At 71.4% G+C, this 23,996-nt stretch carries 24 protein-coding genes; 15 read left to right on the top strand and 9 right to left on the bottom strand.

Features of this window, described 5'->3' with window-relative positions:
- Nucleotides 1–8: 8 nt before the first annotated feature.
- Nucleotides 9–1,199 carry an amidohydrolase family protein gene (locus tag AB4091_RS05110; RefSeq protein ID WP_442290643.1) on the bottom strand — a complete coding sequence of 397 codons (1,191 nt, stop codon included), beginning with the start codon at nt 1,197–1,199 and terminating at the stop codon, nt 9–11.
- Between the two features lie 71 nt (nt 1,200–1,270).
- The gene (locus AB4091_RS05105) at nt 1,271–1,930 is read right to left on the bottom strand and encodes a DUF2461 domain-containing protein (RefSeq protein ID WP_442290642.1); all 660 of its coding nucleotides are present in this window, start codon (nt 1,928–1,930) and stop codon (nt 1,271–1,273) included.
- Between the two features lie 118 nt (nt 1,931–2,048).
- Here AB4091_RS05105 and efeU point away from each other — a divergent pair, with 118 nt between their 5' ends.
- From efeU to efeB, 3 genes are all read left to right on the top strand, one after another.
- Nucleotides 2,049–2,909, top strand: coding sequence for an iron uptake transporter permease EfeU (gene efeU / locus AB4091_RS05100; protein WP_442290641.1), 861 nt, complete (start codon nt 2,049–2,051; stop codon nt 2,907–2,909).
- Between the two features lie 61 nt (nt 2,910–2,970).
- Nucleotides 2,971–4,131, top strand: coding sequence for an iron uptake system protein EfeO (efeO, locus tag AB4091_RS05095; protein WP_442290640.1), 1,161 nt, complete (start codon nt 2,971–2,973; stop codon nt 4,129–4,131).
- Nucleotides 4,128–5,426, top strand: a complete 1,299-nt coding sequence (gene efeB, locus AB4091_RS05090) for an iron uptake transporter deferrochelatase/peroxidase subunit (protein WP_442290639.1) — start codon at nt 4,128–4,130, stop codon at nt 5,424–5,426. Before efeO ends, efeB begins: the two co-directional genes overlap by 4 nt.
- 11 nt (nt 5,427–5,437) lie before the next feature.
- Here the strand turns inward: efeB and AB4091_RS05085 are convergent, their stop codons facing one another.
- Nucleotides 5,438–6,544, bottom strand: a complete 1,107-nt coding sequence (locus AB4091_RS05085; protein ID WP_442290638.1) for a diacylglycerol/lipid kinase family protein — start codon at nt 6,542–6,544, stop codon at nt 5,438–5,440.
- Between the two features lie 71 nt (nt 6,545–6,615).
- Here AB4091_RS05085 and AB4091_RS05080 point away from each other — a divergent pair, with 71 nt between their 5' ends.
- The 3 genes from AB4091_RS05080 to AB4091_RS05070 all read left to right on the top strand — a co-directional run bounded on the left by AB4091_RS05080 (nt 6,616) and on the right by AB4091_RS05070 (nt 8,843).
- A complete protein-coding gene (locus AB4091_RS05080; RefSeq protein ID WP_442290637.1) occupies nt 6,616–7,173 on the top strand; it encodes a DinB family protein in 558 nt (185 codons plus the stop codon).
- A 33-nt stretch (nt 7,174–7,206) separates the two neighbouring features.
- Entirely contained in the window at nt 7,207–8,262 is a 1,056-nt protein-coding gene (locus AB4091_RS05075) for a Gfo/Idh/MocA family protein (protein WP_442290636.1), read from the top strand.
- A 65-nt stretch (nt 8,263–8,327) separates the two neighbouring features.
- A complete protein-coding gene (locus tag AB4091_RS05070) occupies nt 8,328–8,843 on the top strand; it encodes a hypothetical protein (RefSeq protein WP_442290635.1) in 516 nt (171 codons plus the stop codon).
- 26 nt (nt 8,844–8,869) lie between these two features.
- Here AB4091_RS05070 and AB4091_RS05065 read toward each other — a convergent pair whose 3' ends face one another.
- Nucleotides 8,870–9,262, bottom strand: coding sequence for a hypothetical protein (locus AB4091_RS05065; RefSeq protein ID WP_442290634.1), 393 nt, complete (start codon nt 9,260–9,262; stop codon nt 8,870–8,872).
- Between the two features lie 443 nt (nt 9,263–9,705).
- On the opposite strand from AB4091_RS05065, the gene AB4091_RS05060 reads away from it, so the two are divergent.
- The 4 genes from AB4091_RS05060 to AB4091_RS05045 all read left to right on the top strand — a co-directional run bounded on the left by AB4091_RS05060 (nt 9,706) and on the right by AB4091_RS05045 (nt 12,590).
- Entirely contained in the window at nt 9,706–10,071 is a 366-nt protein-coding gene (locus AB4091_RS05060; protein ID WP_442290633.1) for a DUF2500 domain-containing protein, read from the top strand.
- Nucleotides 10,072–10,170: 99 nt separating this feature from the next.
- Nucleotides 10,171–10,875, top strand: coding sequence for a DUF998 domain-containing protein (locus AB4091_RS05055; protein WP_442290632.1), 705 nt, complete (start codon nt 10,171–10,173; stop codon nt 10,873–10,875).
- Between the two features lie 27 nt (nt 10,876–10,902).
- Entirely contained in the window at nt 10,903–11,274 is a 372-nt protein-coding gene (locus AB4091_RS05050) for a YciI family protein (protein WP_442290631.1), read from the top strand.
- Nucleotides 11,271–12,590, top strand: coding sequence for an RNA polymerase sigma factor (locus AB4091_RS05045; protein ID WP_442290630.1), 1,320 nt, complete (start codon nt 11,271–11,273; stop codon nt 12,588–12,590). The genes AB4091_RS05050 and AB4091_RS05045 overlap by 4 nt, the downstream gene beginning before the upstream one ends.
- Before the next feature lie 3 nt (nt 12,591–12,593).
- On the opposite strand, the gene zwf is transcribed toward AB4091_RS05045, so the two are convergent.
- The 3 genes from zwf to AB4091_RS05030 all read right to left on the bottom strand — a co-directional run bounded on the left by zwf (nt 12,594) and on the right by AB4091_RS05030 (nt 16,421).
- Nucleotides 12,594–14,027, bottom strand: a complete 1,434-nt coding sequence (gene zwf, locus AB4091_RS05040) for a glucose-6-phosphate dehydrogenase (RefSeq protein WP_442290629.1) — start codon at nt 14,025–14,027, stop codon at nt 12,594–12,596.
- Between the two features lie 53 nt (nt 14,028–14,080).
- Nucleotides 14,081–14,689: a hypothetical protein gene (locus AB4091_RS05035; RefSeq protein ID WP_442290628.1), complete on the bottom strand. Its 609-nt coding sequence runs from the start codon at nt 14,687–14,689 to the stop codon at nt 14,081–14,083.
- A gap of 61 nt (nt 14,690–14,750) precedes the next feature.
- The gene (locus tag AB4091_RS05030; protein ID WP_442290627.1) at nt 14,751–16,421 is read right to left on the bottom strand and encodes an ABC-F family ATP-binding cassette domain-containing protein; all 1,671 of its coding nucleotides are present in this window, start codon (nt 16,419–16,421) and stop codon (nt 14,751–14,753) included.
- A gap of 276 nt (nt 16,422–16,697) precedes the next feature.
- Here AB4091_RS05030 and AB4091_RS05025 point away from each other — a divergent pair, with 276 nt between their 5' ends.
- From AB4091_RS05025 to serS, 5 genes are all read left to right on the top strand, one after another.
- Nucleotides 16,698–17,597, top strand: a complete 900-nt coding sequence (locus AB4091_RS05025; protein ID WP_442290626.1) for an ABC transporter ATP-binding protein — start codon at nt 16,698–16,700, stop codon at nt 17,595–17,597.
- Nucleotides 17,594–18,442, top strand: coding sequence for an ABC transporter permease (locus AB4091_RS05020; RefSeq protein WP_442290625.1), 849 nt, complete (start codon nt 17,594–17,596; stop codon nt 18,440–18,442). Before AB4091_RS05025 ends, AB4091_RS05020 begins: the two co-directional genes overlap by 4 nt.
- A 274-nt stretch (nt 18,443–18,716) precedes the next feature.
- Nucleotides 18,717–19,736 carry a ScyD/ScyE family protein gene (locus AB4091_RS05015; protein WP_442290624.1) on the top strand — a complete coding sequence of 340 codons (1,020 nt, stop codon included), beginning with the start codon at nt 18,717–18,719 and terminating at the stop codon, nt 19,734–19,736.
- Nucleotides 19,737–19,830: 94 nt separating this feature from the next.
- On the top strand, nt 19,831–20,403 hold the full coding sequence (locus tag AB4091_RS05010) for a hypothetical protein (protein ID WP_442290623.1): 573 nt from the start codon (nt 19,831–19,833) through the stop codon (nt 20,401–20,403).
- A gap of 171 nt (nt 20,404–20,574) precedes the next feature.
- Nucleotides 20,575–21,900, top strand: a complete 1,326-nt coding sequence (serS, locus tag AB4091_RS05005) for a serine--tRNA ligase (protein WP_442290622.1) — start codon at nt 20,575–20,577, stop codon at nt 21,898–21,900.
- Between the two features lie 92 nt (nt 21,901–21,992).
- Here the strand turns inward: serS and AB4091_RS05000 are convergent, their stop codons facing one another.
- On the bottom strand, nt 21,993–23,069 hold the full coding sequence (locus AB4091_RS05000) for a Gfo/Idh/MocA family protein (protein ID WP_442290621.1): 1,077 nt from the start codon (nt 23,067–23,069) through the stop codon (nt 21,993–21,995).
- A 126-nt stretch (nt 23,070–23,195) separates the two neighbouring features.
- Nucleotides 23,196–23,936 carry a GntR family transcriptional regulator gene (locus AB4091_RS04995; protein ID WP_442290620.1) on the bottom strand — a complete coding sequence of 247 codons (741 nt, stop codon included), beginning with the start codon at nt 23,934–23,936 and terminating at the stop codon, nt 23,196–23,198.
- Between the last annotated feature and the right edge of the window lie 60 nt (nt 23,937–23,996).

Raw genomic sequence — 23,996 nt, 5'->3', positions numbered from 1 at the left:
TGCTCCGGTCAGTGAGCTGTCGGCCTCGCCACGTCGACGCCCTGGTGCAGCACGCGCACCGGGCGCAGCAGGGCGCTGACGTCGTCTGACAGGCGGCCCTGCACCACGAGCACGTCTGCACGTGCACCGACCCGCAGCCGACCGACGCTGTCGCCGATTCCCAGCGCGTCGGCTGGGCCCGACGTGCACATCGCCACGGCTCGCGCCACGGACTTGCGGCCGATCTCGACGATCATGACGGCGCCGTGCGGGAGCACGTCATGGGGCTTGGCGGGCCCGATGCCCGCATCGGTGGAGAAGAAGCAGCGGGCACCCGAGGCGAGCAGCTCCCGCACGTGCTCGATGAGGGCGGGAAACCGCGCCGCGAGCGCCGGCGCCGGCGGCGTGCCTGGAAGGCTGGCACCCGTCAACGACAGCGGGACCCCCGCCGTTGCGAGGCGTTCGACGAGGCCGGGGTCACGGGCGATGCCGTCCGCCGTCATGAAGGTGACGTGCTCGATGGTGTCGACACCGGCCGCCAGGGCGTCCGCCACACCACCGGTGCCGTGCGCGTGTGCGGCAACGGGCAACCCTGCCGCGTGGGCGGACTCGACGACGGCCCGGAGTTCGGCGATCCCGAACTGCGACTCGTGCGGCGCAGATCCCGGGGTGACGTTGCCGCCGGTGGCCATGACCTTGACCACGTCGACGCCGGCAGCGGCCAGCCTCCCGACGGTGGTTCGCAGCTGCACCGCGTCGGCGCACTCACCCCCGAGGAACCAGCAGTGCCCGCCCGGTGTGGTCAGGGCCGGGCCGGCGGCGAGCACAGCCGGACCGGCGGTGGGATCGGCCGCGAGCTCGTCACGGAGGGCGAGCGTCACGAGACCGCGCCCGCCGAGGTCGCGCACCGTGGTGACCCCGGCCGCGAGGGCGCGCCTGGCGTTCTCGCGGCCGCGCCCGCGCAGGTCCGTGTCGTCACTGGCCGTGTGCCAGCCGAGCGGGTCCGGCGAGCAGTCCCACGTCAGGTGCTGGTGGGCGTCGACGAGGCCCGGCAGCGCGGTGGCGTCACCGAGGTCCTCGACGGACGCGTCGCTCGCGTAGTCCACAGGTGGCCCCACCGACACGACCGCTCCGCCGTCGAGGGCGACGTCGACCGGGCCGTTCCCCGACGCGACGAACCGCTCTCCGTCGAAGACCTGTGCCACCCGCAGCACGTGCATGTCGCGCTCCCCTCGTCGGCGTGGGTGCCGACCTCCATGTTCCCGCGAGGGCCGGCGCCCCGCAGCAGGTTTCAGGCGCCGCCCACGTGCTCGGCCACCCACTCGTTGAGCGGCCGGATCGCGCGCCACGTCTCGCGCACGCGGGTGAGGGCGCGCTTCGTGGCGAGCCACTCGGGGTCGCCGAAATCGCGGATCACCATGAGCTCCTTGTGACGCAGCGTCTCGATGCGCGGGTGGTCGGCGGCATACCCCCTGGGGGTGGTGCGCACCTTCTCGCCGTGGACCTCGAACTGCTTGCGCCGCAACCCGTCGAGCAGCGACTCGAGCTGCAGGCCGCTGGCGGAGGCGTCGACGGCACGGCGCAGGTTCGCGGTCTGCGCCGTCGAGTGCGCTCGGAAGCCGCCGCCCGCCCGGAGCCCGGACGCGTTGATCTCCACGTAGTAGCCGGAGCCCGGCTCGGAGGCGACGAACGCCCCGAGGTGCGTCTTGTAGGGCGACTTGTCGGCGCTGAAGCGGATGTCGCGGTTCGGGCGGAAGAGCTTGGCCTCTCCGAACTCGTCTGCGAGCGCGTCGACGAGGGCGAGCATCGGCTCGCGAACCTCGTTCTCCCACTGCGTCTTGTGGTCCGTCCAGTACGCCTTCGAGTTGTCTGCCTCGAGCCCTGCGTAGAAGCCGAGCGCGGCCACGGGGAAGCCGGCGAAGGGTCGCGGTGACGTCGGATCGGCGCTCATGGAGTGGACTCTCGCACCACCCTCGGCTTGTTAGGCAAGGCTTACCTGTGCTTTGCTCATTTCGGGCACGAACGCGTGACCTAATTGCTGTGAGAAGCCTGAGGACAGGAGTGGCACCGTGCTCGCGAGCAACGCGCTCATCGGACTGCGTGAGGGGCTGGAGGCGGCCCTCGTCGTCGTCATCCTCGTCGCGTTCCTCGTCAAGACCGACCGCCGCTGGGCGCTGCGCCACGTCTGGACGGGCGTCGGCATCGCCGTCGCCCTCTCCATCGCGCTCGGCGCGCTGCTCACCTACGGCACGCAGCAGCTGACCTTCGAGGCCCAGGAGCTGATCGGCGGCAGCGCGTCGATCATCGCCGTCGTCTTCGTGACGTTCATGGTCTTCTGGATGAAGTCGGCGTCGCGCACGATCTCCGGCGAGCTCAAGGGCAAGCTCGACCGCGCCATCGACATGGGCCCGTTCGCCATCGCCCTCGTCGCCTTCCTCGGCGTCGGCCGCGAGGGCCTCGAGACCGCGATCTTCTTCTACGCCACCACCGAGGCCGCCGGCCAGGGCAACAACCAGCCGCTCATCGGCTGGGTGATCGGCCTCGCCGGCGCCGTCGTGCTCGGCTGGCTCATCTACCGCGGCGCGGTCAAGATCAACCTGACGGCGTTCTTCCGCTGGACCGGCATCCTGCTCGTGCTCGTCGCGGCCGGCATCCTCGCCTATGGCCTGCACGACCTGCAAGAGGCGCGTTTCCTCCCCGGCCTCACCACCCTCGCCTTCGACGTCAGCGCCACGGTCGACCCGAGCAGCTGGTACGCCACCCTGCTCAAGGGCATCTTCAACTTCACGCCGGCCACGACCGTGCTCCAGGCGGTCGCCTGGGTGCTCTACGTCGGCATCGTCATGACGCTCTTCCTGCGCCCGGCCAGGCCCACGCCCCAGGCCCCGGCCGCGACCTCCGGTGACGCGCGCCCCGCCGTCGCCGCCTGACCCACCACCAGCCCTCGCCTCGCACGCGCAGGCGCACTCACACCGAAGTCCCAGGAGAACCATGCCCCGCCCCGCCCTGCGCCTCGTCGCGCCCCTCGCGCTCACCCTCGTCGCCGGCCTCGGCCTCGGTGCCTGCACCGACAAGGCCGACTCGAGCGGTGCCTCAGGCGCGTCGACCGGAGCCGGCGGCCCGATCACGGTCAACGCGACCGACACCGCGTGCGAGCTGAGCGCCACCACCGCCAAGGCCGGGACCGTCACCTTCGAGGTCACCAACACCGGCACCAAGGTCAACGAGTTCTACGTGTACGCCGAGGGTGACCGCATCGTCGGCGAGGTCGAGAACATCACGCCGGGCCTCAAGCGCGAGCTCAAGATCGAGGTCGCCCAGCCGGGCACCCTCACCACCGCCTGCAAGCCCGGGATGGTCGGCGACGGCATCCGCGGCCCCTTCACCGTGACGGGGTCGGCCACCGCGGGCAGCGCCGACGAGAAGGTCGCCACGGCCATCGCCGACTACAAGGCCTTCCTCGCGACGCAGACCGACGAGCTGCTCACCGGCACCGAGGCGTTCGTCGCCGCCGTCAAGGCCGGCGACGTCGCCAAGGCCAAGGATCTCTACCCGACCGCGCGCCTACCGTGGGAGACCATCGAGCCCGTGGCCGAGAGCTTCGGCGACCTCGACCCGCGCATCGACGGCCGCGAGGACGTCGTCGAGGAGGGCACGAAGTTCACCGGCTACCACCGTCTCGAGAAGGACCTCTGGGCCAGTGGCCTGCAGAAGGACTCGTCGGCCATCGCCGACCAGCTGCTCGCCGACGTCAAGGAGATCGCGGCCAGGAGCAAGGCCGTCGAGCCGACCGCCCTGACGATCGGGGGCGGTGCCAAGGCCCTGCTCGACGAGGTCGCCACCGGCAAGGTCACGGGCGAGGAGGAGCGCTACTCGCACACCGACCTCTGGGACTTCCGCGGCAACCTGCAAGGCTCGCAGTCGGCGCTCGAGACGCTCCGCGCCGTCGTCACCGAGCGGGACCCGGCCTTGCAGAAGGCGCTCGACGCGCGCTTCAGCGAGCTCAACAAGCTGCTCGAGTCACACCGCGTCGCAGGCAAGTTCGTCTCCTACGAGAAGCTCAGCCACGCCGACGTCAGGGCCCTCACCGTCTCGCTCGACGCGCTCAGTGAGCAGGTCTCCAAGGTGCCCGGGGTCGTGGAGGCCAGGTGAGCCCCGAAGGCCCCAGCCGTCGCCGGCTCATCGGCGCCTCCGGGTCCGCCGCCGTCGCGGGCATCGTCGCCGGCGCCACGACCACGTATGCCGTCGCGCGCGGTGACGACACACCCGCAGCAGGTGCCCCGGGGTCCATGACTCCACCGCCGGCGCTCGCGCTCGACGCGGCGATCCCGTTCCGCGGCGCGCACCAGGCCGGCATCGTCACGCCCGCCCAGGACCGCCTGCACTTCGTCGCGCTCGACGTCGTGACGAAGGACCCGGCCCAGCTGCGCGAGCTGCTCGAGGTCTGGACCCGGGCCGCCGAGCGGATGACCGCCGGCGCCGAGGCCGCACCGGGCGGGCTCGTCGGCGGGGGACCCAACCGGGCACCTGAGGACACCGGCGAGGCGTACGGCCTGCCGGCATCCGGTCTGACGATCACCATCGGCTACGGCCCCTCGCTCTTCGATGAGCGCTTTGGTCTCGCATCGAAGAAGCCGACAGCACTGAAGGAGCTCCCGGCCTTCGCCGGCGACCAGCTCGACCCGAGGCGCACCGGCGGCGACCTCTGCATCCAGGCGTGCGCCAACGACCCGCAGGTCGCCGTCCACGCGGTGCGCAACCTCGTGCGCCTCGGCTTCGGCGTCGTCGCCGTGCGGTGGTCGCAGCTCGGCTTCGGGCGCACCTCGTCGACGTCGACCGCCCAGGCGACGCCGCGCAACATGTTCGGCTTCAAGGACGGCACCAACAACGACAAGGCGGAGCAGCCGGAGGACCTCGCGCAGCACGTCTGGGTCGACAAGGACGACGAGCGGGGCGCCGCCGCGTGGATGGCCGGCGGCTCCTACCTGGTCGCGCGTCGCATCCGCATGCACATCGAGGTCTGGGACCGCACCTCCTTGCAGGAGCAGGAGGACGTCATCGGCCGCGACAAGAAGGAGGGGGCGCCGCTCGGCCAGCGCACGGAGTTCGACACCCTCGACTTCTCGAAGAAGGGCCCGGACGGCAAGACCGCGATCCCGGTCGACGCGCACGTCCGGCTCGCCCACGCCAGCCACCTCGGCGGCATACGCCTCCTGCGTCGTGGCTACAACTTCACCGACGGCTCCGACGGCGTCGGCCACCTCGACGCGGGGCTCTTCTTCCTCGCGTACATGCGCGACCCCGGCACGCAGTTCGTGCCGATGCAGCGGGCGCTCGCGAAGTCCGACGCGCTCAACGAGTACATCGAGCACAACGGGTCGGCCGTCTTCGCCTGCCCTCCCGGCCTCGCCGACGGGGAGCACTGGGGCCAGGACCTCTTCGCCTGACCTCCGGTAGTCTACAGGCTGACGCGCACCGTCAGGGAGCCGGGTCGCACGTTGGCGGTCACCTCGGTGGCCTCGCCCACGACGTCGCCGTCGATCTGCAGGGGCAGCGGCCGGTCGGTCCGCACCCGGATCTCCTTGCACACCTTGTGGTCCAGCGTCGGGTGGCCCTTGCGCCGACGGGTGGCGACCCGCGTCGCGACCGGCACCCAGCCGACGACACCCTTCGGCGAGGCGATGACCGTGTCGAGCTGGCCGTCGTCCACCCGAGCGCTCGGCATCAGCACGAGACCGCCGAGCAGCCGACCGCAGTTGCCGATGACGACCATGCGCGCGCGGCGGCGGAACTCCATGTCGTCGTCGACCTTCACCGAGACGCGGAACTCCGGCGACACGAGGTGCTTGAGGCCCGAGACCATGTATGCCGGCCAGCCGACCTTGGCCTTGAGGTTCTCGTTGGTGCCGGCCATGATCTGCGCGTCCATGCCGACGCCGGCCATCACGACGAAGTAGTGCATCTCGGGAGCGCCGGACTCGTCAGGCGCGTCGTCCATCGGGGCCGCCCCGACGACGATCTCGCCGACGTCGATGCGTCGGTTGCGGCCGGTGAGGGCCACCGCGACCGCCGCCTCGAGGGCGACGGGGAGGTCGAGGTTGCGGGCCAGCAGGTTGCCTGTGCCGGCCGGCAGGATGCCGAGGGGGGTCTCGGTGCCGACGAGCGCGCTCGCCACGTTGCGCACCGTGCCGTCGCCGCCGAGGCTGCAGATGACGTCTGCGCCGTCGGAGACGGCCTGGAGCGCCTGACCCCGGCCCGGGTCGTCGATGGTCGTCTCGTAGAAGAGCGGCTCGCCCCAGCCGTTGACGAGGCACGTGTTCGTGATGCGTGCGCGGACACCCGGCAGGTCGGCGAACTTCGTCGGGTTGATGATGATGCCGGCGCGCTTGACGGGGGCGGGCGGGCCGTCGTCGCCGGTGCGGAAGTGGTCGCGCGGCGGCCGGGGCCGTCTGCGTCGCAGGGTCGCGGTCGTGTCCGGTGCGACGCGGCCCAGGACCAGCCCCCCGACGACCAGCACCAGCACGACCAGGCCGGCGATGATCCACGGCAGGTTGTCCTTGAGCACGAAGACATACGCTATCCCGCGGGTCGCGCGCTCCCCCAATCGCCGCTGGCCGGCGGCCCTAGGCTGGGCGCATGAGCGAGCCCCTCACCGATCCCGGGCCGTCGACCCCGGACGACGCGGACTGGACGTGGGTGCTGACCCGTCCGTGCGCCGACTGCGGCTTCGACCCGGCGGCCCTCGGCGTCGCCGACGCGCCTTCCCTCCTGCGCGATGCAGGGCAGCGGTATGCCGCCGCGCTGGGTCGCGAAGACGTGCGCGCCCGCCCGGCCGACGGCGTCTGGTCGACGCTCGAGTACACCTGCCACGTGCGCGATGTCTGCGACGTGATGCGGGGCCGCCTCGAGCAGATCCTCGACGGCGGCGGGGAGCTCGTCACCTTCGGCAACTGGGACCAGGACGCGACCGCGCTCGAACGGCAGTACTGGCGCTCCGACCCCCAGGTCGTCCGGCGCCAGGTCACGACGGCGTTCGAGGCCGCGGCAACGGCATACGGCCGCCCTTCCGGCCCGCAGTGGGAGTGGCCCGCGCTGCGCAGCAACGGCTCGCAGTTCACGGCCCGCACTCTCACCCTCTACTTCCTGCACGACATCCGACACCACCTGTGGGATATCGGAGACGTGAACGCATGACCCCTACTTCTTCGACTTCTGGGACGTGAACGCATGACTCTCCCCATCGACGTGACCCTCCAGCTGCCCGAGCCGCGCACCCCCGACCCGCACGACGCCCCGGCGATCCGCTGGGGCGTGCTCGCCCCGGGCGGCATCGCGCACGCCTTCGCCGACGCCGTCGCCGTCGGCACCGAGTCGTCGGTCGTCGCGGTCGGGTCGCGCAGCAAGGAGCGGGCGCAGGACTTCGCCGACGAGTTCGGCATAGCCCGGGCCCACGGCAGCTACGAGGACCTCGTCGCCGACCCCGACGTCGACGCCGTCTACGTGGCCTCACCCCACTCCGAGCACCGCGACCACGCCCTGCTCGCGATCGAGGCCGGCAAGCCGGTTCTCGTCGAGAAGGCCTTCGCCCGCAGCGCTGCCGAGGCTCGCGAGGTGCTCGCGGCGGCCGAAGGCCGTGGCCTGCTTGTCATGGAGGCGATGTGGAGCCGCTTCCTGCCGCACTACGACGTCGTGCGTCACGTCGTGGAGGCAGGACTTCTCGGCGACCTCGTGGCGGTCTACGCAGACCACGGCCAGCACCTCTACCCCGACGGGCCGGCGCGCCTCTCGCAGCCCGAGCTCGCCGGGGGAGCCCTGCTCGACCTCGGCGTCTACCCCGTCTCGTTCGCCGACGTCGTGCTCGGTGCGCCCGAGTCGGTGTCGGCCGTCGGCACGCTCACCGACCTCGGCGTCGACGCGTCCTCGACGATCATCGTCACCGGCGCCGGCGGCGGTCACGGCGTGCTGACCTGCACGATGGCCGCGGCGACCCCGTGCTCGGCCGTCGTCGCCGGCACCGAGGCGCGGCTCGAGCTGTCGAGCACCTTCTACACACCGGGGTCGTCGCTCCGGCTCGTCAATCGCGCCGGCGACGTCGTCGACGAGCGTGACGGTGGCCTGCCCGACGACCTGCGCGGGTTCTCCTACGAGGCAGCCGAGTTCGCCCGCCGACTGGCCGCCGGCGAGCGCGAGTCCCCGCTCATGCCGCACGCGGCAACGTTGCGCGTCATGGAGACGATGGACGCGGTGCGACGGCAGACCGGAGTCGTCTACCCCGGCGAGTGACCGTTCGCGCCGTCACCCCGCAGAGGTGATGCCCCGCGTCCGGCGAGGGCGCGAGCATGGTGGCCATGACGACGACTTCCTTGACCGAGGCCCAGGGCGATCTCCTGCGCGAGACCGAGCGTGAGCGCCTCGCCGCACTCGACGAGGACGAGCTGCTCGACCTGCACCAGAGGGTGCGACGGGCCCGCAACAAGCACGTCGGTCTCTACCGCCGGCAAGCGAGCGCGGGGGTCGCGACGAAGGGCGGCCGCGGCGTCGCCCGGCCGGCGAACCGGCTGAACGCCGATCGGGCCGAGGCGTTCGAGCTGGCCCTGGCGCGAGTCAGCACGAGGCTCGGCGCCGTCGCGCGTGCGGCGGCCGCGGAGCTCAGGACGGAACGGCTCGCCGCCGCGCGGGAGGCCCGGACGGGAACGGGTCCCGACGGGCACGCGCTCGATGGGCACGCGCTCGACGGGCCGTTCGCGAAGGCATCGGTCCCGTCGACGCGGCGCCGTGCTACCAAGACGACGGGTGGCCTCAAGCGGGACGCGTCCTCGCGGTCGGTCGGCGCGCGGCGGCAGTCGGCGAAGGACGCCCGCTAGCGGCGGTCGGCGACGCGTCCCGGTACTCACTTCGCCAGGCGCGCCGTCCTGTTGGCGAGGCGGTTGTCCAGCTGCATCACGATCTCGAAGCTCTTGTCGCGCACGATGAGCGTCGAACCCTCGAGCGTGAAGTCGGCCGGCAGGTCCTTGAAGACGAGGGTCGGCCGCGACCCCTGGACGGTGGCCACGACCGATCTCACGTCCGCCTCCGTCGTCGTGTTCGTGTGCGTGACGCCGATGTGCACTCCGGCCGCTCCGAGGTTGACGTCGGAGCGGGACAGGGAGGCGAGGCGCAGCGTGAGGTTCAACGTGTGGTCACCGGGTTCGTACTCCGACTGGTCGAGCGCCATGACCGTGCCGCCGACCCGGATGCCCTGGGCAGGCACGTAGACGAGCGAGGTGCGGTCGGCGGAGGCCACGCCCCCGGAGGATCCGCCGCCGTTCGTCGGGCCCCCGAGCGTGGTCGGCGCGGCGGCCGACGTCGGAACAGCGAGCGTCGTCAGGCCAGCGGCCGAGGTGGATCCGTTTGCCGCCGAAGGTGACTCAGTCGTCGAGGCGACTGTCGACGAAGCGGAGATCGGCGTGCTCGGCGTCGCGGTCGACTCACTGCACCCGGCCAGCCACACCGCGGCGAGGCCTGCCGTCACTGCGACCCCACTCCATCTGATGCGCACCGCTCAATGGTCCCGACGCGCTCGGCGCCCGCGCAATGGACAAAACCCCTGCCTTGCCCGCCGGGGGGGCCGACAGGGTGTCCGCGGTGTTTCCCGTGGGTTGCCCGGGGCGGTTCGGGGCACTCAGGGCGGTGGCGGATGGAAGACTGCCGCCCAAGCACAGGGTGCATGAGACAGGGGTGGGCACGATGTTCGACGCCAACGGCATGGAGACGGTGGTCTTGATCTTCATCGGGGCGGTGGCCCTTCTCACCGCGGTGGGCGTGGGCGTCGTCGCGGTGAAAGGGATCTCGCAGTGGCGCGCCAACGAGGCGGCTCCGCTGCGCAGCGTCGAAACGCTCGTCGTGTCCCGGCGCACCGACGTCCGTCGGCGGGCCGGGAGCGAGGCGACCGGCTCGAGCACCCGCTACTTCGCCACCTTCGAGGACGAGTCGGGGGCGCGGGTCGAGCTCGCCCTGACGGGGGCGCAGTACGGCCGGCTTGCCGAGGGCGACCGCGGCCACCTCATCCACCAAGGCACCCGCTACAAGGGGTTCACCCGCGCGGGCGGCTGAGAAACTCTTCGCGACGCAGGTCGATCGGGTCCTCTGCCGTTCGTGGAGGGGGTGAGAGCGCACGACACCGGGTCGGCGCCACCACCGCGGGAGACTCCGATGAACACCTCGATCAACGCGAAGACCACCCACCCCTTGACGACGCCCGACTGCTCGGACGGCTGGACACCGTTCCACGTGACCCGCTCGCTGCTCGGGTGGGGCGCCGTCGCGGGCCCCTTCTACGTCGTCGTGTCGCTCGCGCAGGCACTGACCCGCGACGGCTTCGACCTGACTCGCCACCAGTGGAGCCTGCTCGAGAACGGTGACCTCGGCTGGGTCCAGGCCGGCAACTTCGTGCTCACCGGCGCCATGCTCGTCGCGTATGCCGTGGGCGTGCGTCGGGCGCTGGCAGCCGGGTCAGGTGCCCGCTGGGCTCCCTTCCTCACCGCGGTCTTCGGTGTCGCCCTCGTCGCGGCCGGCGTCTTCCGGGCCGATCCGGCGCTCGGCTTCCCGGTCGGCACCCCGGACGGGCCCGGGACGGTCACCGGACACGGCATCGCCCACTTCGCCGCTGCCGGCATCGGCTTCGTCGCGATCGCCACCTCGTGCTTCTTCCTGGCGCGACGGTTCTCGGCCGAGGGTGCGCGTCGCCTGGCCGTCTTCTCACGAACGACCGGGCTGGTGTTCCTCGTGGGGTTCCTCTGCGTGGCCTCCGGCGCGGGTAGCGTCGCAGCCAACCTGCTCTTCACCGCCGCCGTGGTGCTCGTGCTCGCGTGGATCGCCGTCACCGCTGCGTACCTCTACCGCACCCTCGACCACTGACTCACGACCACGCTCAAGGAGACTCCGATGCGCTACATCACCATCCTCAAGGGCAGCCAGCCGGCCGGACCGCCGCCCGAGGGCCTCATGGCCGCGATCATGGACCTCGGTGCCGAGGCCGCCGCTTCGGGCTCGATGCTCGACAACGCCGGCCTGTCGCCGAGCGCCTGCGGTGCCCGCGTCACCGTCGCCGGTGGCGAGCTGTCCGTCATGGACGGCCCGTTCGCCGAAGCGAAGGAGTTCATCTCGTACGCGGTCTACGACGTGCGCTCGAAGGAGGAGGCCGTCGAGTGGACCTCCCGCTTCATGCGGCTGCACGCCGACCTCTGGCCCGGCTGGGAGGGCGAGTGCGACGTCGTCAAGGTGATGGGTCCTGAGGACTTCGGCCCGCCGCAGTGACCGACCCCGTCGGCCCGGCAGGGGTGGTGGCGGCGTCGGCGCCGGTGCCGCGACCACCGCGGGCGAACGCCGCCGTTCAGGCGGTCTGGCACATCGAGGCGGGACGCCTCGTCGCCGGCCTGGCCCGGCTGACGGGCGACGTCGGCCTCGCCGAGGACCTCGCGCAGGAAGCCCTCGTTGCGGCCCTCGAGCAGTGGCCCGCCACGGGCGTCCCGCCGAACCCCGGTGGGTGGCTCATGACGACGGCCAAGCGCCGCGGCATCGATGCGCACCGCCGGGCAGCCACCTTCGACCGGAAGGCGGCGGCGCTCGCGCGTGACGTCGGGCCCGAGCCCGGCGTCGACTCCGAGGCGGCCATCGACGCGCTGGACGACCACGTCGGCGACGACCTGCTGCGCCTCGTGCTCACCGCCTGCCACCCGGTGCTGTCGCTCGAGGCGCGAGTGGCGCTGACCCTGCGCTGCCTCGGTGGCCTGTCCACCGACGAGATCGCACGAGCCTTCCTCGTGCCCGAGACGACGATGGCCCAGCGCATCGTGCGCGCCAAGAAGACGTTGGGCGACAAGGGAGTCCGCTTCGAGCTGCCGACACCCGACGAGCTGTCCGAACGTCTCGGATCCGTCCTCGAGGTCGTCTACCTCGTCTTCAACGAGGGTTATGCCGCCACGTCCGGGGAGGACTGGGTGCGGCCGGCTCTCTGCCAGGAGGCCATGCGGCTGGGACGCGTCCTGGCCGGACTCGTCCCCGACGACCCGGAGGTGCACGGACTGCTCGCGCTCATGGAGCTGCAGGCCTCGCGGCTGCCGGCCCGCGTCGACGCCGAGGGCCGGCCGGTGCTGCTGCCCGACCAGGACCGCCGTCGCTGGGACAGGCTCCTCCTGCGCCGCGGACTCGAGTCCCTCACGCGGGCCGAGTCACTCGGCCGACCGCTCGGGCCGTATGCCGTCCAGGCCGCGATCGCCGCCTGCCACGCCCGCGCCCTGCGCGTCGAGGACACGGACTGGGTCCGCGTCGCCGACCTCTACGGCGTACTCTCCACCATCTGGCCCTCACCCGTCGTGGAGGTGAACCGCGCTGTGGCCGTGGGCTACTCGGACGGACCCGAGGCCGGGCTGGTCGTCGTCGACCGCGTCGCGGCGTCGGGTCGGCTCGCGGGCTACCCGCACCTCCACGGGGTGCGTGGCGACCTGCTCGAGCGCGCCGGACGGCATCTCGAGTCGGCCGTGGCCTTCGAGAAGGCCGCCGAGCTGACGCGCAGCGAGGCCGAGCGTGCGCTCTTCACCGCGCGCGCTCGTCGAGCCCGCGAGACCGGTTGACGGCTAGGCGCCCGTCACGTTCGGGTCGCGCCAGCGGCGTTCGAAGGGCAGCCGCCACGTGAACGGAGCCACGAGCTGGTGGATCTGGTTCGGTCCCCACGTGCCGGCCTCGTAGGGGCGCACGACCGGGGTGTTGTCGAGCAGCGGCTGTGAGATCTCCCAGAGGCGCTCGATGCCCTCGGCCGACGTGAAGAGGGTGCGGTCTCCGCGGGCAGCGTCGTAGATGAGCCGCTCGTAGGCCTCGAGCACCGCACCGGCCCAGTTCGTCTCCTGCATCGAGAACTGCATCGACAGCTTGTCGAGCTTCATGCCGGGGCCGGGCCGCTTGCCGTAGAACGACAGCGACATCCGGGCCTTGTCGGCCAGGTCGAAGGTGAGGTGGTCGGGGCCGTTGTCGCCGACGCCAGAGCTCGCGGGGAACATCGAGCGCGGCGGCTCCTTGAAGGCGATCGAGATGATGCGGGCGCCTTCCGCCATCCGCTTGCCGGTGCGCAGGAAGAACGGCACCCCGGCCCAGCGCCAGTTGTCGACGTAGCACTTGAGGGCGACGAAGGTCTCGGTCTGGCTCTCGGGTGCGACGCCGTCGACGCCGCGGTAGCCGACGTACTGGCCGCGCACGACGTTGTGCGGCTCGATCGGCGACATGGAGCGGAAGACCTTGTTCTTCTCTTCGCTGATGGCGTGCGGCTCCAGCGCGGTGGGCGGCTCCATCGCCGTGAACGCGAGCACCTGGAACAGGTGGGTCACGACCATGTCGCGGTAGGCGCCGGTGCTCTCGTAGAAGTCGGCCCGCTGCGCGAGGCCGAGCGTCTCGGGCACGTCGATCTGGACGTGGTCGATGTGGTTGCGGTGCCAGATCGGCTCGAAGAGGCCGTTGGCGAAGCGGAAGGCGAGGATGTTCTGCGCCGCCTCCTTGCCGAGGAAGTGGTCGATGCGGAAGATCTGCTCCTCCTTGAACACCTGGTGCAGCTCGGCGTTGAGGGCCCGCGCGCTCTCGAGGTCGGTGCCGAAGGGCTTCTCCATGATGATGCGGCTGCGCTCGACGAGCTTGGCCTCCTCGAGCTGGTGCACGACAGCGAGCGCGGCCTTGGGCGGGACCGACAGGTAGTGCAGCCGCCACGCATCGGGGCCGAGGATCGCTTCAGACTCGTCGACGGCGTCGCGAATGCCCTGTGGCCCAGCGCTCCCCGGCACCCAGTGGATGCGGTCGGCGAACTCGCGCAGATCGTCGTCGGTGACGTCGTGGCTCGAGTGCTCGCGGATCGCAGCGAACGCCAGGTCGAGGAACTCGTCGCGGCTGAGGTCGTCGAGCGACGTCGCGACGACCCGAAGCCCCTCGAGCAGCTGTGACTCGTGCAGGTGGAGCATGCCGGGCAGCAGCTTGCGCCGGGCGAGGTCTCCGGTGGCGCCGAACAGGACGACAGTCGTTGCAGGCATGTGCCCAGCGTCGCGCAAAACTCCTCCTCGCGGGAGGTCAGAGCGCCACCACGTCAGCCCGAGGTGGTGTTCCGGTCCACCACGTCGGCGCGGATCGCCTCCAGCGACTCCTGCAGCGGTGCAGGGTTGACCGCGAGGTTGAACGGGAGGGCGATGCCGTCGACGCCGACCGCGCCGAGGGCGTACATCCGCGACCCTCGACGCTCGGGCTCACGGCGAGCCCGCGCCCACGCTCGTGCGCTCTCCTCGTCGACGACGATCGTCGCCACGGTGTGGGTGCTCACTCCGCTGCGGTGCTGCCGCGTCGCGAAGCCCGAGATGATGCCCCAGGGCACGACCTTGCCGAGCACGTGCACGCCCTCACGGTCCACGACCAGCGCCGGTGCACGCGTTCCGACCTGGCCACAGCCCAGGGCGAAGATGAAGAGCCCGACGGCGAGGAACACACCACCTTCGACGCCGGCGCCGTCCCTGGTGCCGGTGCCGGGGGACAGCACGCCGGCCGCGATGCCGATGAGCCAGCCCCCGCAGAGGGCGAGCACGAGCCCCAGCCCGAGGTAGACCCCGGCCATTCCGCGGCTGAACCGCACCTCCGTGCGTCCGTCGCGGCGGAACTCCTCGACGAGTCGCTGCTTTCCCTGACCCCTGTGCAGTCTGCTCATGACGCCATTCTGGAGGGGCACACGCCCCTGCAGCGGTCGGCCCCTTCACGCGAGACGACGTTCACACGGGCACCACGAGCACCTGCCCGCCCGCGACCTGCCACCGGTGGGTCAGCCGTATGCCGTCGAGCAGCGTCTCGTCGTGGCTGACCACGAGCACCGTGCCCCCGAAAGCCGCCACGGCGGCTTCGAGCTGCTCGATGGCGTCGACGTCGAGGTGGTTGGTCGGCTCGTCGAGCACGAGCACGTTGACCTCGCGGCCCTGGAAGAGGGCCAAGAGGGCGCGCGTCCGCTCACCCATCGACAGGCTGCGGGCCGGGCGGGCGACGTGCTCCGGGCCGAGGCCGAACTTCGCGAGCAGGGTGCGCACCTCGGCCAGGGGCCACTCGCTGCCGCCGGCCGCGCGCGGGCCCAGCTCGCGGCGGAGGAGGTCGAGCACGGTCGCGTCGTCGTCGAGGAGCACCCGCTTCTGGTCGATGACGCCGACGGAGACCCGAGTCCCGAGCGTGTGCCGTCCGGATGTCAGCGGCAGGTCGCCGAGCAGGGCCGCGAGCAACGTCGTCTTGCCGCTGCCGTTCTCGCCGACGAGGGCGATGCGGTCGCCGCGGCCCACGCCGAGGTTCACCGGCCCGAGCCGGAACCCGTGCCGCTCGACGACCGCGTCGGCGAGCGTCGCGACGACGTCGGCGGACGGGCGCCCCTCGGTGATGGTGTAGCGCAGCTGCCACTCCTTGCGGGGCTGCTCGACGACGGCGAGGCGGTCGGCCGCGCGCTCGAGGCGCGCGCCCTTGGCGGCCTGGCGGTCGGCACGGGCGCGGTGCTTCTCCCGGATGTGCTTGTCGCCCTCCTTGGTGGCCTTGAACCCGGTGCGGCCCTTGACGGCCCACTCCGCCCGCTGCCGGGACTGCGCGAGCAGGCCGTCGCGCTCGGCGGCATACCCGGCATACGCCTCCCACGCGTGGGCGCGCACGAGCTCGCGCTGCTCGACGTAGTCGCTCCAGCCGCCCGTGTAGTGGGCGATGCGCTGCTGCTTGGCGTCGAGCTCGAGCACGCTCGTCGCGACCTCGTCGAGGAACCTGCGGTCGTGGCTCGCGATGAGCACCGGCCCGGTGTGAGAGCGGACGAACTCGACCATCATCGCGAGGCCGCGGGCGTCGAGGTCGTTCGTCGGCTCGTCGAGCAGCAGCACGTCATAGCGGCTGAGCAGCACGGCGAGGAGGCAGGCCCGCGCCGCCTGGCCTCCCGAGAGCGTGCCGAGCGGACGGTCGAGCGCGACCTCGAGGCCGACCTTGGCCGCCACCTCGGCGAGGCGCTCGTCGAGGTCGGCGGCGCCGAGGGCGAGCCAGCGCTCGAGGGCGACGGCGTAACGGTCGTCGCTGCCCGGAAGGCCCTCGGCGACGGCAGCCGCAGCGGCCTCGAGCTCGAGGTCGGCGGCCGTGACGCCGGTGCGGCGGCGGGCGTACGCGAGCAGCGTCTCCTCGGGGTTCGGCACGACCTGCGGCAGCCAGGCGACGGTCGCGTCGCGCGGGGCGAGCCGGATCGAACCGGCATCGACGGCGAGGTCGCCGACGATCGTGCGCATCAGCGTCGACTTGCCGGAGCCGTTCGGCCCCACGACGGCCGTGACGTCGCCGTCGGCGAGCGTCAGGTCGAGGCCGGAGAACAGGGTGCGGGCCCCGAAGGCGACGTCGAGCCCGGACAGGGTGAGGGTGGAAGACGGCGTGGGAGACATGGGCGAGATCCTTGACGGTCGGCAGGGCCCCGCGGCGTGACGTCAGCTCTTGGGCAACGAGTCAGGGCGCGGGCGGGCACGAGGCATCAGGAGTTCCACACGGAGGAGACCGTAGAGGCTCCGCCCGGCCCCCGTCCACCCACTTTTCTCGACCGAACGCCCCGACCCTGAGCGTGGACCCTGACTCGGGTCAGGGTCGCGTACGACCTTGGTAGGGGTCGAAATCAGGCTTGTGACGGATGTGCGACGCCCGCGGGGTCCGAGAGGGTGAGGGTCATGATCACAGTGGAACTACTCACCAAGCGCTACGGCTCCTTCACGGCCGTCGACGACGTCTCGTTCGAGGTGAAGCCCGGTCTCGTCACCGGCTTCCTCGGGCCGAACGGTGCCGGCAAGACGACCGCGATGCACGTCATGTCAGGCCTGACCCCCGCCACCGCGGGCCGGGCCACAGTGCTCGGCAAGCCGTATGCCGCCCTGCCGAACCCCGGCCGCCACGTCGGCCTCCTCCTCGACGCCTCCGCGCAGCACGCCGGCCGCACGGGTCGCGAGGTCCTCACGCTCGGAGCGATCCTGATGGGCGTCGGCAAGCACCGCGTCGACGAGATGGTCGAGCTCGTCGGCCTCACCGACAAGGAGGCGAACCGCCGCATCCGCAACTACTCCCTCGGCATGCGCCAGCGGCTCGGCATCGCCCACGCGCTCCTCGGCGACCCCGAGGTGCTCATCCTCGACGAGCCGGCCAACGGTCTCGACCCCGCCGGCATCCGCTGGATGCGCGACCTGCTGCGCGGCTACGCCAACGAGGGCGGCACCGTGCTCCTCAGCTCGCACCTGCTCAACGAGATCGAGCGCGTCGCCGACGAGATCATCGTCATCGGCCACGGCAAGATCGTCGCCCAGGGCACGAAGGACGAGCTGCTCGCCGAGGCCGGCACCTACACCCGCTCGACCGACGACGACGCGCTCCTCGCTGCGCTAGCCGCCCAGTCCGTCGTCGCGCACCGCACCCCGACCGGTGGCCTCCAGGTCGAGGCCGAGCCGATCGAGGTCGGCCGTGTCGCGGCGGCCCACCAGATCGTCCTGACCGAGCTGCGCAGCGGCGGCAGCCGGGGTCTCGAGGAGATGTTCCTCGACCTCACGGCCGACGCCGCACGAGAGGAGGTGGCGGCATGACCACCACGACGTCCCCCGCCTCGGCCCCGGTGGCCCAGTCCCCGAACGCCGAGTCCAACCTGCCCGTCACGGCCAAGGTGCCGTCCCGCATCGCGGGTCCGCGCCCCACCTCCGGGGTGCCGTTCACCCGGCTGATGCACGTCGAGCTGCGCAAGATGCTCGACACCCGCGCCGGCCGCTGGCTGCTCATCGGGATCGCGGGCATCATCGCCATCGCCCTGACGATCATGTTCTTCAACGAGGGCGGCCAGCACTCGTTCGGGGACTATCTGCAGGCGACGACCATGCCGATGGCGATCATCCTGCCGGTGGTCGGCATCCTCGCCGTCACCTCGGAGTGGAGCCAGCGCACGGGTCTCGTGACGTTCGGTCTCGAGCCGCGCCGTATGCGGGTCGCCTGGGCCAAGCTGCTCTCCGCGCTCGCGGTCGGCGTGGCGGCCTTCGCGCTGGCGCTGGCATTGGCCGGCATCGCCCACCAGGCGGCCATCACCTTCCGTGGCATCACCGCGGACTGGGGCATCGACGGCCTCGTGCTGCTCGGCGCCGGCGGCTTCGTGCTGCTCGGCATCGCGCAGGGCGTCGGCTTCGGCATGCTCTTCAAGAACACCCCGGCGGCGATCGTCGTCTACTTCATCCTGCCGACCGCCTGGTCGATCCTCGGCTCGATGGTCTCGTGGCTGCGGTCGGCGGCCGAGTGGCTCGACATGCAGCACACGATGCAGCCGCTCTTCAGCGGGTCGCTCACCGGCGAGCAGTGGGCCCAGCTCGGCACCTCGGTCTCCCTCTGGGTCGTGCTGCCGCTCGCCTTCGGCATCTGGCGCCTGACCCGCGCCGAGGTGAAGTGAGGGGGTCGGATAACGGCACCAACCCCCGCAGGTGGGCGGACGAATCCCGAAAGGGGACAAGTCCGCCCACTTGCGGGTGAAGTCTTGGCCGGGTCGTTCCCACGGTCCTAACGTGGCGGGGTCAGGGGATGACCGAACAGGGATGTCCATGATCACGAAATCATTGGTTCGTCGTATGGCCGGCGTCGGTGTCATCGCAGTTGCGGCTGGCACAGCTGGATTCAGTTCCATTGCTGCGCAGGCGAGTCCGGCGCAAAACCACATGTCAAGTCATATGCCGAAGGTCATTGCCTCCGGCCTCCACAGCCCCCGCCAGCTGGCGTTCAGCCCGAGTGGGGCCCTCTACGTCGCGGAGGCCGGGACGACCGGCACGACCGCCTGCAGACCCAACCCCGTCGACCCGACCACCCAGGCCTGCGTCGGCCTCACGGGCTCCGTCGCCCGCATCGGCGAGAAGGGCTCCGTCAAGCGCGTGGTGACCGGTCTCTCATCCGCCGGTGGCACGGCAGACGCGCTCGGGCCATCGGACCTCGTCTTCACCGGTGAGCACACGTTCGCACTCACCATGGGCCTCGGCGGCTCGCCCGACTACCGCGCCAGCTACGGCCCGGAGGGCGCCAACCTCGGCAAGCTGCTGAAGGTCGAGCTGAAGAGGCACGGCAACGCGCGCGTGACGACGATCGCCGACCTCGCCCGCTTCGAGGCCAAGAAGAACCCCGACGGCACCGACATCGACAGCGACCCGACGGGTCTCGCACGGTCCGGTAAGGGCTTCGTCTACACCGACTCGGGCGGCAACTCCATCAACGCGGTGCGCAACCGGCACGTGTCGAACATCGCCGCGCTCCCGCCGGTGGCGACCACCGTGAACTCCCCGGCCGGCCCACCTGCCGGCTTCCTCGCCGACGCGGTGCCGACCGACATCGTCAAGGGCCCGGACGGCGCGTGGTACGTCTCCCAGCTCGTCGGCTTCCCCTTCGAGAAGGGCTCGGCCGCGATCTGGCGCATCAAGCCGGGCCACGCCCCCCAGATGTGGGCAACCGGGTTGACCAACGTCACGTCGCTCGCGTTCGACAAGAAGGGCCACCTGTACGCGGTCGAGATCGCAGCCGACGGGCTCGCCTCCGGCTCTCCGCTCGGTGCGCTGGTGCGCGTCAGGCCCCACTCGACGTCCCCGACCGTCGTCACGGGCGGCCTCTTCCTGCCGTACGGCGTGGTGCTGCGTGGTGACTACGCGTACGTCACGACGCACACCACCGACTCCGGCGGGCAGGTGGTGAGGATCCACCTCTGACCCCTGGAGGGGCATGAGAACGAGGTATGCCGTGTGCCGCCGAGGCACACGGCATACCTGTGCGGGTGGTGGGCGGCGGCCTACAGTCGGGGTCATGAGGAGCGGCCGGTCCGTGGGGGTGCGGTCGACGCTGCCCCCGGTGCCGGCGCTCGTGGGTCTGCTGCTGGCACTTCCGGCGCTCGTGACGCTCGGGGCGTGCACCTCCGCCACGGCCGGGCCGACGGTGGCGACCACCGCCCTGGCCGGTGAGGTGAGAACGCCCGAGGTGTCGCTCACCCCGATCGACCCCGGGCCCGTGCCGAGGACCGAGGTGCCCGCGCGAACGCCCGGCGAGGTGGCCCGGGTCGTCGTCACGAGCACGGGCGGCAGCACGTCGTTCCGCAACGTGCCGGGTGACCCGATCGCCGCCGGCCGCACCTACACGGTCGAGGTCGCCTGCTCGGCGCCCCGGCCCTCGGACGCCTCGGCGGGCACGTCCTACGCGGTGTACGACGCCGCGCCTGGCACGTGGGGCCACGGTGAACCGCTCTACTCGCGGCCGTTCCCGTGCGACGGGTCGGTGCAGCGGACCGTCAACCTGGGGCTGCCGACGGGGCGGGTCCAGATCGACGTGCGGGGCCTGCCCGACGACGCGATCGCGGCATACGCGGTGATCCGCCCCGAGTAGCGCCCGGGTCTGATCGTCGCCGCGGTGTGTCCTGGTGTCCGTTCCGTCACATCGTCTGTGGTCTGCCACGAACGAGGTGACCGGCCGCTGCCCAGGCGCGCGACCGCCCGCCGGCCGGGCCCGCGTGATCTCGGTCGAGACCCGCCGGTGGGCGCCGTTAGGCTGGCCCGCGTGATCGACATCAAGCTCGTGCGCGACGAACCCGACCGGGTCCGCGCCTCGCAACAGGCCCGTGGTGAGGACCCGGGGATCGTTGACGCGATCCTCGCTGCCGACGAGCGTCGCCGATCGTCCCTGGGCGAGTTCGAGTCGCTGCGCGCCGAGCAGAAGACCGTGAGCAAGTCGGTCGGGGCAGCGATGGGCGCCTTCCAGAAGGCCAAGAAGGCGGGCGCCGCCGATGCCGGCGAGCTCGAGAAGGCCGCCCACGAGGCGCGCACCAAGGCCGCGACGCTGAGCGAGCAGGTCAAGGCGCTCGAGTCGACGGCCGACGAGGCCAGCGCGGAGCTCGACGTGCTGCTGCGCAAGGTCGGCAACGTCATCATCGACGGCGTGCCGGTCGGCGGCGAGGACGACTACGTCGTGCTCGAGACCGTCGGGTCACCGCGTGACTTCGCGGCCGAGGGCTTCGAGCCGCTCGACCACCTCGCGCTCGGCGAGAAGCTCGGCGCCATCGACATGGAGCGCGGTGCCAAGGTCGGCGGCGCCCGGTTCTACTACCTCACCGGTGTCGGCGCCCTCCTCGAGCTGGCGCTGCTCAACATGGCGATGGCCCAGGCCACCGCCGCCGGCTTCACCCCGATGATCACGCCGACGCTCGCACGCCCCGAGGTCATGGTCGGCGCCGGCTTCATGGACGCGCACGCCGAGGAGGTCTACCACCTCGAGGCCGACGACCTCTACCTCACCGGCACGTCGGAGGTCGCGCTCGCCGGCTACCACTCCGACGAGATCATCGACCTGACGAACGGCCCGAAGAGGTATGCCGGGTGGTCTGCCTGCTACCGCCGCGAGGCCGGGTCGCACGGCAAGGACACCCGCGGCATCATCCGCGTGCACCAGTTCCACAAGGTCGAGATGTTCAGCTACTGCCGGCCCGAGGACGCCGAGGCCGAGCACCAGCGCATGCTGGCCTGGGAGCGCGAGATGCTCGCCAAGATCGACGTGCCCTACCGCATCATCGACACGGCCGCTGGTGACCTCGGTGGCCCGGCCGCTCGCAAGTTCGACTGCGAGGCGTGGGTGCCGACCCAGGGCAAGTTCCGCGAGCTGAGCTCGACGTCGAACTGCACGACGTTCCAGGCGCGCCGCCTGAACACACGTGAGCGCGACCCGAACGGCTCGGGCACCCGCGCCGTCGCGACGCTCAACGGCACGCTCGGCACGACGCGGTGGCTGGTCGCGATCCTCGAGAACCACCAGCAGGCCGACGGTTCGGTCGTGGTCCCCGAGGCCCTGCGCCCCTTCCTCGGCATGGACGTCCTCAAGCCCCTCACCTGAAATCGAGAGAACACTCCGTCACCCGCTTCGGGCGACGGAGTGTTCTCTCGATCGGACAGTGCGGCTCGGAACCCGATCGAGAGAACGCTTGGTCACTGTGTCGCGGTGACGGAGCGTTCTCTCGATCGGGCAGCGTCGTAGGTGATGCCGAGCTGTCTCGTGACTTCGTCGAGGGCGCGCAGATTGGCCTGGACCGACACGGCGTCGCGCATGGGGGACTCGAGCAGTCCGTCGCCTATGCAACGGGCCGCCTCGAGCGCCGAGTGATGCAGCGCGCCGTGACCGATCGGCTCGGGGTCGGTCCACGTCACCGACCGTGAGCCGTCGGCCGAGGTCACGACGACGTCGCCCGGCATGAAGAACGGCCCGGGCAGCGTGAGCGTGGCCTGCGTTCCGGCGATCGTCGCCGACGTGGGCGTACGCGTGAGCAGCGTCGAGTGCAGCACGCTCGTGGCCTCATGGGCGTGGGTCAGCACCATCGCAGCCTGGCCGTTGACGCCGGACTCGGTGATCGACCCTGCTGCCTGTACGCGGGTGGCCGGCCCGAGTGCCCAGGTCGCTAGGGTCGTGACGTAGGTGCCGAGGTCGAGCAGCGAGCCGCCGGCCATGGTCGGGTCGAGGATGCGATGCGGTGGGTCGAAGTGCTCACCGTGGTCCGCGAGGACCGTGTGCACCTCGCCGAGCAGACCTGCCTCGAGCACCTGCCTGACGACGTCGAAGCGCGGCAGGAAGAGCGTCCACATGGCCTCCATGCAGAAGACGCCGGCAGCACGAGCCGCTTTCGAGATCTCTTGCGCCTCAACGGCATCGAGACCGATGGGCTTCTCCACGAGCACGTGCTTGCCGGCCTCGACGGCCGCGAGTGCACCAGCCCGGTGGAGGTGGTGCGGGGTCGCCACGTAGACGACGTCCACGTCGGGGTCGCTGACGAGGCCGGCCACCGAACTACGTGTCCTCTCGATCGAGTGGGTGGTGGCGAAGGCGTCGGCAGACTCCTTGGTGCGTGAGCAGACCGCAACGACCCGCTGCGCCGTCGAGGCCTGAAGCGACGTGACGAAGCGCGAGGCGATCCACCCCGTCCCGAGCACGCCCCAGCGCAGCGACGGCACCGAGTCGGGGGATGGACGGCGCGGCGCCGGGAGGGCGTCGGGCAGCGAAAGGGGCGTCACGGCATACCTTCTCGGGATCGTGGTGTCGGAAAGTGGGCACTCGACCGGAAGGGCAGGTTGAGACCGCCCTCAGTTCTCGACGTCGGAAAGTGGGCACTCGACTGGGCGTGGGCCGTGGGCGGTGGGTCAGCGCTCGTCGAGCATGACCTCGATGGAGTAGTCCTGGGCGCGGTAGCAGTGGTTGCCGTACTCGACGGGCCCACCGACCGCGTCGAAGGCGGTGCGGGTCATCGTCAACACGGGCTGCGACGGGGTGAGGCCCAGGTGCCTGCGCTCGGCCGCCGAGGGTTGCCGGGCGCCGATGCGCTGGTGCGCGACGACCGGCTTGCCGCCGCGCTTGCGGAGCACCGCGTAGAGGCCGTCCGACTCGAGCTCGGCCCTGCTGATGTCGGAGTAGGCGGGCGGCAGCCAGTTGCGCAGGATGGCGAGTGGCTGGTCGCCGTTGCGCCGAAGCCGCACGAGGTGCAGCAGCGGCGTGTCGGCAGGCAGCCCGAGGGCCGCCGCCGCGACCTCGTCGGTGGTGACCTCGTGGGTGAGCACCTCGGTGCGCGGGTCGCCGGCGCCCTCGCGCCGCAGGTCGTCGAAGAGGCTCGTCAGCTCGGCGCGGCGGTGGATCTGCCGTCCGGCGACGGTGGTGCCGAGACCACGCCGCCGGAGCAGCAGACCCTGACCGACGAGCTCCTGGATCGCGCGCCGCACGGTCGGCCGGGAGAGGCCGAGCCGTTCGGCCATGGCGACCTCGTTCTCGAAGGAGTCGCCCGGTTGCAGCGTGCCGCTGCCGATCGCCGCACTCAGCTGCTCGGCCAGCTGGTGGTAGAGCGGGACCGGCGTCTCGCGGTCGATGCGGACGTCAACGGGCTTGGACATGGGCGCAGACTAGCCACTCGGTCGGGACATGTCCGCACCTGCTCATGTCAGCACCTCTCG

Origin of the sequence: Terrabacter sp. 2RAF25, assembly GCF_052115265.1 — a bacterium.
Lineage (GTDB): Bacteria > Actinomycetota > Actinomycetes > Actinomycetales > Dermatophilaceae > Terrabacter.
The sequence above is the reverse complement of the archived record's forward strand: the minus strand, read 5'-3'. Positions and strand labels throughout refer to the sequence as shown.

What these genes read in the sequence shown, in the direction of transcription:
- AB4091_RS05060 (WP_442290633.1), top strand. Translation starts at nt 9,706, where the DNA reads ATGTTCGACGCCAACGGCATGGAGACGGTGGTCTTGATCTTCATCGGG.
- AB4091_RS05105 (WP_442290642.1), bottom strand. Translation starts at nt 1,930, where the DNA reads ATGAGCGCCGATCCGACGTCACCGCGACCCTTCGCCGGCTTCCCCGTG.
- AB4091_RS05070 (WP_442290635.1), top strand. Translation starts at nt 8,328, where the DNA reads ATGACGACGACTTCCTTGACCGAGGCCCAGGGCGATCTCCTGCGCGAG.
- AB4091_RS05080 (WP_442290637.1), top strand. Translation starts at nt 6,616, where the DNA reads ATGAGCGAGCCCCTCACCGATCCCGGGCCGTCGACCCCGGACGACGCG.
- zwf (WP_442290629.1), bottom strand. Translation starts at nt 14,027, where the DNA reads ATGCCTGCAACGACTGTCGTCCTGTTCGGCGCCACCGGAGACCTCGCC.
- AB4091_RS05055 (WP_442290632.1), top strand. Translation starts at nt 10,171, where the DNA reads ATGAACACCTCGATCAACGCGAAGACCACCCACCCCTTGACGACGCCC.
- AB4091_RS05015 (WP_442290624.1), top strand. Translation starts at nt 18,717, where the DNA reads ATGCCGAAGGTCATTGCCTCCGGCCTCCACAGCCCCCGCCAGCTGGCG.
- AB4091_RS05110 (WP_442290643.1), bottom strand. Translation starts at nt 1,199, where the DNA reads ATGCACGTGCTGCGGGTGGCACAGGTCTTCGACGGAGAGCGGTTCGTC.
- AB4091_RS05035 (WP_442290628.1), bottom strand. Translation starts at nt 14,689, where the DNA reads ATGAGCAGACTGCACAGGGGTCAGGGAAAGCAGCGACTCGTCGAGGAG.
- AB4091_RS05050 (WP_442290631.1), top strand. Translation starts at nt 10,903, where the DNA reads ATGCGCTACATCACCATCCTCAAGGGCAGCCAGCCGGCCGGACCGCCG.
- AB4091_RS05030 (WP_442290627.1), bottom strand. Translation starts at nt 16,421, where the DNA reads ATGTCTCCCACGCCGTCTTCCACCCTCACCCTGTCCGGGCTCGACGTC.
- AB4091_RS05075 (WP_442290636.1), top strand. Translation starts at nt 7,207, where the DNA reads ATGACTCTCCCCATCGACGTGACCCTCCAGCTGCCCGAGCCGCGCACC.
- AB4091_RS05010 (WP_442290623.1), top strand. Translation starts at nt 19,831, where the DNA reads ATGAGGAGCGGCCGGTCCGTGGGGGTGCGGTCGACGCTGCCCCCGGTG.
- efeO (WP_442290640.1), top strand. Translation starts at nt 2,971, where the DNA reads ATGCCCCGCCCCGCCCTGCGCCTCGTCGCGCCCCTCGCGCTCACCCTC.
- AB4091_RS05025 (WP_442290626.1), top strand. Translation starts at nt 16,698, where the DNA reads ATGATCACAGTGGAACTACTCACCAAGCGCTACGGCTCCTTCACGGCC.
- AB4091_RS05020 (WP_442290625.1), top strand. Translation starts at nt 17,594, where the DNA reads ATGACCACCACGACGTCCCCCGCCTCGGCCCCGGTGGCCCAGTCCCCG.
- AB4091_RS04995 (WP_442290620.1), bottom strand. Translation starts at nt 23,936, where the DNA reads ATGTCCAAGCCCGTTGACGTCCGCATCGACCGCGAGACGCCGGTCCCG.